This is a genomic window from Limnospira sp. PMC 1279.21, from assembly GCF_032349615.1.
GTDB classification, from domain to species: Bacteria; Cyanobacteriota; Cyanobacteriia; order Cyanobacteriales; family Microcoleaceae; genus Limnospira; species Limnospira fusiformis.
This window is the reverse complement of the sequence record NZ_JARPLU010000040.1, coordinates 20785-33179: the sequence shown is the minus strand read 5'-3', so window position 1 is coordinate 33179 and position 12395 is coordinate 20785. Positions and strand designations below refer to the sequence as shown.

Annotated in this window: 12 protein-coding genes; 7 read left to right on the top strand and 5 right to left on the bottom strand. The window is 42.5% G+C overall.

The genetic code is table 11. The features are described 5' to 3' along the window. Positions 1 to 430 precede the first annotated feature (430 nt). Positions 431 to 1444, top strand: coding sequence for an aldo/keto reductase (locus P5683_RS08555; RefSeq protein ID WP_006669060.1), 1014 nt, complete (start codon positions 431 to 433; stop codon positions 1442 to 1444). 1 nt (position 1445) lies between these two features. Here the strand turns inward: P5683_RS08555 and P5683_RS08550 are convergent, their stop codons facing one another. Further along, complete coding sequence (locus tag P5683_RS08550) at positions 1446 to 2096, bottom strand: hypothetical protein (RefSeq protein WP_006626081.1); 651 nt, start codon at positions 2094 to 2096, stop codon at positions 1446 to 1448. A gap of 36 nt (positions 2097 to 2132) precedes the next feature. Here P5683_RS08550 and P5683_RS08545 point away from each other — a divergent pair, with 36 nt between their 5' ends. The 6 genes from P5683_RS08545 (at position 2133) to P5683_RS08520 (ending at position 7118) form a co-directional block, all read left to right on the top strand. Then, a complete protein-coding gene (locus tag P5683_RS08545; RefSeq protein ID WP_006626082.1) occupies positions 2133 to 2315 on the top strand; it encodes a hypothetical protein in 183 nt (60 codons plus the stop codon). Next, positions 2312 to 2632 (top strand): hypothetical protein, encoded by a 321-nt coding sequence (locus tag P5683_RS08540; protein ID WP_006626083.1) that lies wholly within the window; start codon positions 2312 to 2314, stop codon positions 2630 to 2632. Before P5683_RS08545 ends, P5683_RS08540 begins: the two co-directional genes overlap by 4 nt. A 77-nt stretch (positions 2633 to 2709) precedes the next feature. Then, positions 2710 to 3249, top strand: coding sequence for a GIY-YIG nuclease family protein (locus P5683_RS08535; RefSeq protein ID WP_006626084.1), 540 nt, complete (start codon positions 2710 to 2712; stop codon positions 3247 to 3249). 417 nt (positions 3250 to 3666) lie between these two features. Beyond that, entirely contained in the window at positions 3667 to 6195 is a 2529-nt protein-coding gene (locus P5683_RS08530) for a dynamin-like GTPase family protein (RefSeq protein ID WP_006626086.1), read from the top strand. 92 nt (positions 6196 to 6287) lie between these two features. After that, positions 6288 to 6530, top strand: coding sequence for an HNH endonuclease (locus P5683_RS08525; protein ID WP_006669063.1), 243 nt, complete (start codon positions 6288 to 6290; stop codon positions 6528 to 6530). A 102-nt stretch (positions 6531 to 6632) separates the two neighbouring features. Then, complete coding sequence (locus P5683_RS08520) at positions 6633 to 7118, top strand: cobalamin biosynthesis protein (protein WP_008050316.1); 486 nt, start codon at positions 6633 to 6635, stop codon at positions 7116 to 7118. Positions 7119 to 7197: 79 nt separating this feature from the next. Here the strand turns inward: P5683_RS08520 and P5683_RS08515 are convergent, their stop codons facing one another. From P5683_RS08515 to htpG, 4 genes are all read right to left on the bottom strand, one after another. Then, the gene (locus P5683_RS08515; protein ID WP_006618942.1) at positions 7198 to 8175 is read right to left on the bottom strand and encodes a cysteine synthase A; all 978 of its coding nucleotides are present in this window, start codon (positions 8173 to 8175) and stop codon (positions 7198 to 7200) included. A 122-nt stretch (positions 8176 to 8297) separates the two neighbouring features. Next, positions 8298 to 8936 carry a peroxiredoxin gene (locus P5683_RS08510; protein WP_187758216.1) on the bottom strand — a complete coding sequence of 213 codons (639 nt, stop codon included), beginning with the start codon at positions 8934 to 8936 and terminating at the stop codon, positions 8298 to 8300. Between the two features lie 134 nt (positions 8937 to 9070). Continuing rightward, the gene (locus P5683_RS08505) at positions 9071 to 10279 is read right to left on the bottom strand and encodes a 4-hydroxy-3-methylbut-2-enyl diphosphate reductase (RefSeq protein ID WP_008050315.1); all 1209 of its coding nucleotides are present in this window, start codon (positions 10277 to 10279) and stop codon (positions 9071 to 9073) included. Positions 10280 to 10401: 122 nt separating this feature from the next. Further along, entirely contained in the window at positions 10402 to 12387 is a 1986-nt protein-coding gene (htpG, locus tag P5683_RS08500) for a molecular chaperone HtpG (protein ID WP_006626091.1), read from the bottom strand. Positions 12388 to 12395: the final 8 nt, after the last annotated feature.

Below are 12395 nucleotides of genomic sequence, written 5' to 3'. Positions count from 1 at the left end.
TGCATTGCATCCCTATTTCACTCCTAAACGTCTCGCACCCATACTTGGTATTATACTGTATTGCCGTAAAATGTTAACCTAATTTGAGATTAAATCATGCTCCCAACCCTTTGAAACCCTCGTAATGTGCCTTTCTGTTATTATCAGAGGAGTTGCATGGTAAAACCGCAAGGGGTCTGTTGCAATTACCCACTTTTTCGCGATCGCCATGAATTACCCAAAAATTACCCAAAAAGAAAAAAGGCCAGAAGTGCAGTGTTCCCATAAACACTTACTTTCTCGCCTTTTGAAACCCTCGTAATGTGCCTTTCTGTTATCATCATGGCAGTTCGATTGTGAAACCGCAAGGGGTCTGTTGCAATTACCCACTTTTTCCATAAAACTCACCCATTCGGGGGATAGCAAACCTTTAAAGGAACTTTCATTGGCCATGTTAACATCATCTTCTCGATTCCAATTTACCGAAGACCTCAATATCTGTCGTATCTTAAATGGAATGTGGCAGGTTTCTGGGTATCATGGACGCATTGACCCCAAGGTGGCGATCGAAACCATGTTTCAATACCATGATGCAGGTTACACTACTTGGGATCTGGCGGATCATTATGGACCGGCGGAAGATTTCATCGGGGAATTTAGGCGACAAATGGCTAATTCTCGCGGTCAGGAAGCCTTATCAACTATTCAGGCGTTTACTAAATGGGTTCCTAGACCTCAAAAAATGACTCGCAATATTGTTGAGAAAAATATTGATATTTCTCTCAAGAGAATGAATGTGGATTGTCTGGATTTGCTTCAATTTCACTGGTGGGATTATCGCGATGATAACTATTTGGAAGCATTGCGACAGATGACTATTCTACAATCCGAGGGGAAAATTAAACATTTGGCTTTGACTAACTTTGATACTGAACATTTGCGGGTCATTGTGGAAAATGGGATTAAAATAGTCTCTAATCAGGTGCAGTTTTCCCTAGTCGATCGCCGTCCTTTGGTGGCTATGGTAGAGTTCTGTCAAACCCATGATATTAAGTTAGTTCCCTATGGGGTTCTCTGTGGTGGGTTCTTATCGGAACAGTATTTAGGGAAGCCTGAACCTATGGCTATGATGTTAAAAACTGTTAGCCTCAAAAAATATAAAAATATGATTGATGCTTGGGGAGGCTGGAAGTTATTTCAAGAGTTGCTGACTGTGTTAAAATCCATTGGCGATCGCCATGGGGTCAGTATTGCTAATGTGGCGGTTCGCTACATCCTCGAACAGCCTACGGTAGCGGGAGCCATGGTGGGAGCGCGATTAAGCATTTCTCAACATATTGATGAGAATGCTAGAGTTTTTGATTTTAGCCTAGATGAAAGCGATCGGCAGCAAATTCATCAAGTCACCAATCGAGGAAAAAACCTATTTGAAATTATTGGCGACTGCGGGGATGAGTACCGTTAAACTAGCTCGGTATATTGTCACCTTGTTGTAGTTTTTTGACCGCGACAGTCAGACGTTTTAAATAGGGTTTAACAATCTCTCGATTATGGTTTTGCAGTTCCCTGACCTGCTGGTAAAGAATCCCTAGTTGTTGTTCCAGTTTAATCAAGTTTCCGGGAGAAACAGAGGGTTGGGATAAATGCTCCGAATTGGTAGCTGGTGGGTGTTGTTTGATATCATTGATGGTATTTTCCATTAACCGAAACCGAACATTCATCACTTCCCAATCCTCATGACGCAAAGCATTTTGTTCTAAACGCTGAGTTACCCTTTGTAATTCCGTCAGCACTTCTGTAATTTGATCTAGGTCGCTGTTTTCCTCTGTCGGTCCTGGTAACATCTGAACCTGATCATAAAGGGATTTTACCACCGCACGAACATCAGCGATCGCTGCATCTGTACTCTGTCGCACTTGCTGCTCAAACCGTTGGCGGTTGATGATATTCAACGCCACAGCCACAGTTAAAGGAGCCGCCGCCAGTAACAACGGGCGAAATATAATCGCTGCTACCAGTGAACCTACCCCAGAGGCGACCACAGACACATATTCGGCAATTTTGAGCCAATCTCGCTGATTTTCAGAGGTTGGGGGCGAGGGTTCTGTCGTTTGCATGGCTGTCGCTATTTTGGAGAAAACTGTTATAGAGTTATGCTAACGCAAACTGTCCGCCAGATAGCCACTATTTTTGAGATTATTCTTTTCGGTCTCCAGATTTTTGAGGTTTTGGGCAATTATACCCTTGGGAATATCCCCCCTAGCGGTTTAGAATATACAGTCAACAACGGGAAGATTACCTGTGATTGCTCAACTAGCCTTGAAAGGGAGTTATGAAGTTAAAAGTTATCGAAAATTTTGATGGTTCTTTTACCCTAGAACCACAAGCAAAATCCATACTGTTTAGCCTCCTAACCAGTGATACATTTATCAACCAAATGCGACAGCAAACTGAAGGGAATGGGGTAGAATTTACGGAGTTACTCTTTCAACCTGTCCCCTACAGCATTAATACCCCCAAAGGAATGCCACCGGAATTAGAAGAATATTATCACTCTGATGATTATATCATTGTGAATGTTCCGCCTAATTATATGTTCCAGGCGAAGATTTTTAAACCTAGTCGCCTCTGTGCTATCTATCGTCGAGTTTAATGGCTTAAATGCCTTTGTTTATAGCCCTAGCTAACTAGCTGGTGGTATTGTTGTTCATTGCACCTAATTAATCAATCATGACTTCCTCAACTGAGATGATTCCCCTTAGCGGTCTGGAATTTATTGCTTATCTGGATAATTCCGGGAAATTACCAGAATCTTTATCAGGAAAAATCGGGGTTTATGCAATTTTTAATCAACAACATATTTTACAATATGTAGGCTATTCTCGTGATATTTTCCAAAGCATAAAACAGCATTTAGTGCGTGAACCAGAAGGGTGCTATTGGCTGAAAGTACAAACTATTAATCGCCCTAGTCGGACCCTGCTAGAGGAAATTCGCGATGGTTGGATAGCTGAAAATGGTTCGGTTCCTCCTGGTAATGCTGAACACAGCGATCGCTGGAATCAACCTATTGATGTCAAGCCACAAATGACCTCGGAGGAAGTGGCTAAGTTTGATAGTCTTGATGAAATTGGCAAGGATAAACTACTTAAAACCGTCGCCAAAAGAGTCGAGGCAAATATTTTATCTGCCTTGGAAAAACGAGGATTACAGGAAGAAATCCGCTTTAACCCTAAACTTAAAACTCAGGGTATTCTGGATTTAAAGTGATGGTTTAATTATATGATGGGGCGGTTTTTGACTTTCTAATAAATCGGGTAAATTGCCCCAAATTTATAGATCATTTATCCGCCCTTAAAATGTGGCTAACCCATAATTTTTGGGCATTAAATAAATGGCAATCTGTAGAAACACGGATGATGGCTGATTAAGGTATTAGGTGCTGCTTAGGAGGGGGAAAACTTGCTATTTATAGGGGTTGACTCAATCCCCTATTTATCCTAGAATAATGTGTCAGGGTCTTGGCTGACTACAGTGGCTGGATTCAGGCTTCCCCAATGGTGGGAGTCAGTGTTGGTGTGGCTAGTAATTGTCAGACCAAAAAAATCACAATCTTTTCGGGAATAGCTAAAAGTGATGCTGTAGTTAGCAGGGACGATTTTAAGATATTAAAGGATGGTACAGATCATGTCTGTGAATATTCCGCAATGCCAGAATTTGGATCAGCAAGTCAATAGTGTAATTAAGCTATTGTTGCAGGAATCATCTTTGCGATCGCAGGATTTATCAGCAGTCCGAACCTCATTAGAAAAGGCGATTTCTCCGAGATTTGAGATTGTATTTGCTGGCGCTTTCAGTGCAGGAAAATCGATGCTAATTAACGCTCTGTTAGGGCGAGAATTGCTGTATAGCGCTCAGGGACACGCCACGGGTACTATTTGCTACATTGAATATGCTGCTACTCCATCGGATGAAAAGGTAGTGCTGACCTTTTTAAGTGAAGTAGAAATCCGGGAGCAAGTCCACGAACTTTGTCAAACATTGGGGTTATCAACTCCTGGGAATCTTCATGAAATAGAGGAAGCGAAAGGACTCCAGGAAGCGGCGAAAACACTCTATGAACAAGAGGGGGGGGAAAGTCGGAATCAGCGCGCCAAACGAGCGAAAGCCTTGGAACAATTGTTAGCTGGTTTTGTGGCGAATCGGGATAAAATCAACGCCCATAATAATACGATTTTATCTATGGGAGAACTCGCTGATAATGGTGTTGATTCAGCCTCCCTATATGCTCGTCGTAGTCAAAATAGTGCAGTTATTAAAAAGATAGAATATTACTGCCATCATCCCCTCTTAGAAGATGGTAATGTAATTATTGATACTCCGGGAATTGATGCACCTGTCCAACGAGATACACAGATTGCTTATGATAAAATTGAGCATTCTGATACCTCGGCGGTGGTCTGTGTATTTAAAACAGCAGCTAATGGGGAACTGACCTCAGAAGAGACTCAGTTACTAGAACGCATTCAGAATAATTCGGGGATTCGCGATCGCGTTTTTTATGTATTCAATTATATTGATGCGACTTGGTACGATGACCAGCTAAAAAACTGTTTAAACCGTCATCTAAATACTCAATTCAGTAGTAGCGATCGCGTTTATAAAACCAGTGGATTATTAGGGTTTTATGGGGAGTTAATTCGTCAGACTCATGGTAGCGATCGCTGGGGTTTAGATTCAATTTTTGCCAAGGGTAATCTCTCTAATCCAGAGGCGGAAGAGACACCAAAATTTATAGTAGAATTTAATAACTACTTCTTCACTTCTGGTCAACTTTCCCGCAGTAGCTTTCCCATTACTCCAGCCATAGGTTATGCGGACACCCATCAAGAAAAGTATCTACAAATTCTGAATGCTCACGGCTACAATTTGATGGAGCAATTAGTTCTTGATAGTGGGATTGATCAGTTTCGTGATGATATCACCCGCTATCTCACAGAAGACCGCCGACCCCAGCTTTTTCAAGCCTTAGCAGAAGACCTCCGACCTGTCTGCATTTCGTTAAGGTCTTATTATCTGCAAAACTGGTGGGATTTAGAAAATCAACCCAAAGAAATCGATGCAATTAAGGATTTACAATTACGACAACTTAGCCAAGACTTAAAAACCATTGGCGATGAATTTGAGCAGTATATTAAGGCTCATCTTAATCACACTGTAGCGAGTAACGAAAACGCTATTTATGAGCGAGATTTTCGGAACTTACAAAGAAAGATGATTGAGCGTTTAGATACACTGATTCAAAAATTCTCAGTGGGTGAAGCCTACAAACGCGCTCAAAGTAACCACCCCAATAGTGCTGTGGTTCCTCTATTAGCCATATTAGCGGAGGCTTTTTATAGCTTATCGGATGATTTAAAAGCCACCCTAGTAGAGTCCTGTGAGTCCTTGGTGGCTAACTTTTTCCAACAGTTAACTGAGCAAGTCCATCAAGCTGATTTTTACCATCATCTATATCGTCTTTTGGGTAATGATGGCGGTATTGATGCTACGTTAAATCAACTTCACCGTAAAGTTCATGATGCTGTAATTAGTGCGGCTCAGACCGAATGCGGTGCTTATGTACGGGAAACCCCAGAGTTTTATGCAGAGGGAACAGTTCCCCATTTCCAACTGCGTCAAACGTTACGGGAAGCCTGTAATAGTGCTGATTATCAAGGGATGGTTGAAGCGGAACCAGCTATTCGTCAACTGCTGAAAATTGACTTTGAGAAAAAGGTTAAAAGAACAGTTCTCCGCCATTTTCGGACTGTGATTAATCTGACTCTCAATGATAATTTGCAGGTGGGTGCTAAACATCAATCTGGGGCGATTTTTTCTCAATACGAGATGGCACGAGCTAATTTAGCTAAAACCTTGGAACAGGAAGCGGAAGAAAAGCTGGAAGATAATCATAAATTACAAGAACAAATTAAGCAGAAAATTGATGCTTATAATGACTCAGTAATAGCGATTAATGATTGTTTAGTGGCTATGGGTTTAGGACGAGGTAAATTACCAGCTATTAAGGATACAGACCTTGATCCGGTTTTCAATTACCAACAACCAGCTTATACAGAACCATCATATAATATTGAGGATGAGCAGGAGACTTCCTCAGAAATATTTGATGCTGAGTTTACACCAACAGAGAAAAATCCGGTGATGAGCGAGTAAAAGTTTTGTAGGGGTTGGTTATGCTGGTATCTGGCTGAAGCTAACCCCTCCGTTGATTGTTGGCTATAGAAACCCCAAACCAGGAAATAAACATGAGTAAAACACCCCGCATTCCTTTCCCTCCGGCTGTTCGTAAATATGTTTATGAACGAGATAATTTTACTTGTCAAAGTTGCGGAAAAACCAATAAAGAGGCGCGGCTAACGATTGACCATATTATTGCATTGGCTAGGGGGGGAAGTAATGACCTGAGTAATTTACAGACCCTCTGCTGGGAGTGTAATCGGAAAAAACTCCATTATCACGATCGCCGTTTTCGTCGTCGTTTCACTTAACGGAGGTGGGTCATGTAGTAGGCGCTTAATCATTTTTTCCATGAGATAAAAGTTTGCTAAAATGAGGGTAATGGTATATAGAATCACCCTTTTTGTGAATTAATGACAAACCTGTGGCTAAAAATATCATCGTCTCAGAAGGTTTTGTGGGTCGGTATAGGTTGTCAACGTCACACCCCCAGACTCGTGATAGAAACCGCTATTAAACAGGTATTTCAGGAACATCAATTAGCGGAAGATGCTATCATTGGGATTGCTACCATAGAGGGAAAGGCTGATGAAGGAGGGTTAGTAGAATTATGTAGCGATCGCCACTGGATTTTACAGACATTTTCACCCCAACAATTGCAGGGTGTCAAGGTTCCCAATCCTTCCATGGTGGTACAGCAAAAAATCACCACCCCCAGCGTCGCGGAAGCCGCAGCATTAGAGGCGGCGGGAGTCTCAACCCTACTGGTTCCTAAATGTATCTACAGAGGCGAAAATCTCACGCCAGAAGGGGCAAAAATCAGCCAAGCGGTGACTATAGCGATCGCCAAAATTACATTGATTGAGAGTTGTGGAAAGATAGGGAATAGGACTTGCTAAACATCCCCGATAATCAGCCCCAATCATGGGAAATTCAGCCCTAAACCCTAGCTAATCCGATTCCCGATGAGGGTAAATTTTAACTGACTGGTAATAGTCCCCGTTCAGCCAACCATTGTTTATTGTAGAGTTTAGATTGATAACGTCCGCCGCCATCACATAACACAGTAACAATGGTATGTCCGGGTCCCATTTGTTTAGCTAATGCGATCGCCGCACCGACATTAATACCAACAGACCCTCCCATAAATAACCCATCTTTTTCTAAGAGCTGATAAACCACGCGCACCGCCTCCTGGTCATCAACTTGTATAGCATCATCAATAGGAACATCCTGCATATTAGCAGTAATCCTACTATTACCAATTCCCTCAGTAATTGAGTTTCCCTGGGGTTGAATTTCACCAGTTTTCACATAACTGTATAAACCACTACCCATCGGGTCAGCCACCACAGTTTTAATATTCGGGTTTTTTTCCTTCAAAAACAGAGACACCCCCGCAAAGGTTCCCCCCGTACCTGTAGCCGCCACCCAAGCATCAATTTTACCGTCAGTTTGAGACCAAATTTCCGGTCCAGTGGTTTGATAATGCGCTTCCCGGTTCGCTAAATTATCAAACTGATTCGCCCAAATTGCATTATCCATTTCCGCCGCCAAACGTCCCGATAATTTCACATAATTATTAGGGTCTTTATAGGGAACAGCGGGAACTGCACGCACTTCAGCGCCCAAAGTTCTCAAGGCTTCCATTTTTTCCACAGATTGAGTTTCAGGTATGACAATGACGCATTTATAGCCCTTAGCATTACAAATATGGGCTAGACCAATACCTGTATTTCCGGCGGTACCTTCTACCACTGTGCCACCGGGTTTTAGCAAACCTTTTTTTTCGGCATCTTCGATAATATATAAAGCCGCCCTATCTTTAACAGAACCGCCAGGATTTAAAAATTCTGCTTTTCCTAAAATTTCACAACCTGTCTCATCACTAAAACTATTTAATCTGATTAAGGGAGTGTTTCCCACAGCTTCTACAAAGCCACGTTTAATATCCATTGCTAATTTTTTCAAAGGTTGGGTTTTTCAAAGGTGGGGTGACAATTAAGGGATGAGAGATTCTCAAAATTATAGCACTTTTGAATCTATCCACTCATCCCATATTTTAAAGGCTAAATATCCTACTTATTTGGTTGAGGAGTCATGCGTAAATAGGGCTTAATTTCCTTGTAACCTTTGGGAAATTTCTGTTGGAGTTCTTCCGGATCTTTGAGGGAAGGCACAATCACACAATCTTCCCCATCTTGCCAATCAGCAGGGGTAGCCACACTGTAGTTGTCGGTGAGTTGTAAGGAGTCAATCACCCGCAAAATTTCGCTAAAATTACGTCCGGTACTAGGGGGATAAGTTAGGGTCAGGCGTAACTTTTTGTTAGAGTCAATGACGAAAACAGTACGAACGGTTAAAGATGCGTTAGCGTTGGGGTGAATCATATCGTAAAGATCCGATACTTGGCGATCGCTATCAGCTAAAATCGGGTAGTTAATATTAGTTTGCTGAGTCTCGTTGATATCACCAATCCAACCTTTATGGGAGTCCGCATCATCCACACTGAGGGCGATTACTTTAACATTGCGTTTATCAAACTCTGGTTTGAGTTTAGCAACAGTGCCTAATTCTGTGGTACAAACAGGGGTATAGTCTGCTGGATGAGAGAACAGGACAACCCAGCTATCCCCAGCCCAATCATAGAAGTTAATATCCCCTTCTGAAGAGGCTTGGGTAAAGTTAGGGACGGTATCACCTAATCGCAAAGTCATGGTTTTATTTTCTCCAAATTGTGATAAGAACAATGTATTTTTTGATTATACTCCGGTTTGGCGATCGCATAACATTTACAGCATTTATACCTACCGGAGCATCCGCAAATTATGCCCAAGGGGGGATATAATAACTACACTGCCACCGCTAAGGCTTTCTGAGCGAAGATTTTTTGAATCGCCTCTTCCACTACCCGGTCAGGGGTGGATGCACCAGAGGTTACACCGACAATAATTTCTCCTTCTGGGAGCCATTTTGTCGCCATTTCCAAGTCTTTATTAAGGGGTTTATGTTGAATTTGATTTCCCTCAAGAATGCGATCGCTGCTATCGATATGATAAGAAGGGATACCCCGTTCAATCGCCATCTCTTGCAAGTGAGTCGTATTAGAAGAGTTAAAACCGCCAATCACTACCATTAAATCCAGCTTTTCTTCTAATAACCCAATCATCGCATCTTGACGTTCCTGGGTAGCATCACAGATAGTATTGAAACTTTGGAAATGTTCATTGAGATTAGCCGGGCCGTATTTTTGCATCATCGTGCGTTCAAACAGCTTCCCAATTTGTTCAGTTTCGCTTTTTAACATAGTAGTTTGGTTAGCGATACCGACAGATTCCAAATCCCGATCCGGGTCAAAATTAGCCGAATAAGCATTAGCGAACTTAGCCAAAAACTCCTCACGGTTGCCACCATTAAGGATATAATCAGCCACATATTCTGCTTCTTCTAAATTCAACAGCACCAAATACTTATCAGCAAAAGAACTGGTAGCCACAGTTTCTTCATGCTTATATTTACCGTGAATAATCGAGGTGTACTGTTTTTTCTTATGCTTTTCTACCGTATTCCAAACCTTAGAAACCCAGGGACAGGTAGTATCAATAATTTTACACCCCTTATCATTCAGGATTTGCATTTCCTGAACACTCGCCCCAAAAGCAGGAAGGATAACCACATCACCACTACCCACCACCGAAAAATCTTTGTGGGAGTCATTGACCGGGATAAACTCAACATTCATATCCCGCAAATGTTGATTAACTGAAGGATTATGGATAATTTCATTAGTGATCCATATTCTTTCAGTCGGGAAGTGTTGGCGAGTCTCGTAAGCCATAGCCACAGCCCTTTCTACCCCCCAGCAGAAGCCGAAAGCCTCTGCTAACCGGATGGTCACATTACCTTGGGTCAGGATATAGTTATTTTGTCTAATTTGTTGAATTAAGCTACTTTGGTAGGCGCTGTCCATGACACCCGCCACCTCTTCCTGATGACCGAAGCCTTTGCGGTGGTAGGTGTCTGACTGTTGGAGTGAACGTCTAAATGCTTTTGTATCCATAGGGTTGGTTAAATCTAATCCGGCTTTATTAAAGATTTTAACCTTTCGGTGTGATCATGACCAGGATATATCACCAAATTCCCCTATCTGGTGGGGACAATTAGTGAATTGTCCCCTAATGTTTACATGGCCCGTTCTGTTAACCGAGTTAAAACATGATTAGAACGTTCAACAAAATCCTTCATTCCTTCAGCATCAAAGCCTTTTTGAGCCATTAATGCTAAGTCATAAACATGGTGACAAATCATTTTTGCCAACTCTTCTGAGGGGGAAGAACCGCCCTCTTGAATAATGCTACCCTGACTTAAATTAGCCAGATTTTGAATGAGAGGGTGAGCAGTATTTACCAGTAAAATATGGTCTTCGGGGAAATCAGCCTTCTGCTGTTGCAATAAGGCGGTCATATCCTGTAAACGGCGCATGGCTTCCGGTAGTAAAACCATGGCGGGCGGGGTATCCTCAGATTTGAGAGATTCCGTGCGAATATTCACCCGTGGCTTATTGAGGGACTTCTCAAATAACTCCTTAATTTGTTCGCTGCGGGTTTTATTAGTTTTGGGGTCAACAATTTCGGCTGGCTTATCTTTTTCAATGAGAGTCTCATCAAGTTCCGAGTCTACCCGCAAAAACTTAACCTCTGAGTGTTCCCGCTCCAAGAAACTGATAAAATGGGTATCGATAAATGAGTCGAGGAATAGCACTTCTAAACCTTGACTTTTGTGCAGTTCTATGTATGTAGCTTGGGCGGCTTCATCGGTGCAGTAAAAAACCCGGTTTTCGTGGCGGGATTGATTGCGTTCTAGGTATTCACTGAGGGTAGTATAATAGCGTCCCTGTTCATCAGTGCTAAGGGATTTTTCGGTTTTCACTTCTTCCCAAACATCCCCATCTTCGCTTTGGACTTGTACTTCTGGGGTTTGAGCTTCCCCGGACTCAGTGGGGGGTTTATAAGTGCTGCGGAAGATGAGAATCTCTTCTACCTGTTTCTTAAATTTATCGTCATTGAGGGAACCGAACTTGATAAAAGTACCAACATCCTGCCAACAACGGATATATTCTTGGCGATTGTCTCGATATAATTCTTTGAGGCGATCGCCTACTTTTTTGGCGATATAGTCAGCAATTTTGCGGACTGTGCGGTTAGTTTGTAGGGCGCTACGGGAGATATTCAAAGGAATATCGGTGCTGTCAATTACACCCCGCAAAGGCATCAGGAATTTCGGGATAATTTCCTCGCAGTGGTCGCTGACAAAAACCTGATTACAAAATAGTTTAATATTGCCCTGGGTGACATCAACATCAGGCCGCAGTTTGGGGAAGTATAGAATACCGTTAACAATGAAGGGATAGTCAGTGTTCAGGTGAACCCACAGCAGGGGTTCTTCTTGGAAAGGATACAGATAACGATAAAGGTCTAAATAATCTTCTTTGGTGAGGTTATTGGGAGACTCACGCCAGGGCGCTGTGTGGCGGTTGATGGTTTCGCCGTCCATAATAATGGGGACGGGCATAAAGTCGCAATAGGTTTTAATCAGTTGCTGAATGCGACTGGTTTCGAGATACTCTAATTCATCATCCATCAAGGTGAGGGTGATGGTAGTCCCACGGGTGGTGCGGGCAGAATCTTCTAATTTGAATTCTGGGGAACCGTCGCAGGTCCAATGGACGGCTTCTGCGCCTTCTTTGTAGGAGAGGGTGTCGATCTCTACTTGTTTGGCTACCATGAATGAGGAGTAAAACCCTAGACCAAAGTGGCCGATGATGGCTTCTCCGTCGGTGGCTTGGTATTTTTGGATAAATTCTTCGGCGCTGGAAAAGGCGACTTGGTTAATATATTTTTTAACCTCGTCGGCGGTGAGACCGATACCAGTATCACTAACAGATAGGGTTTTAGCGTCTTTGTCGATCGCAATGGTAATTTGTGGGTTGCTGATGTCCCCGGAATATTCTCCGGTGCGGGCCACCATTTTTAATTTAGCGATCGCATCTACCGCGTTAGAAACCAATTCCCGCAAGAATACCTCATGATCAGTATAGAGAGATTTCTTGATAATCGGGAAGATATTTTCAGTATGGATCGTGATTGTTCCCTGTTCAAGTACGGTCATGGGCGTTA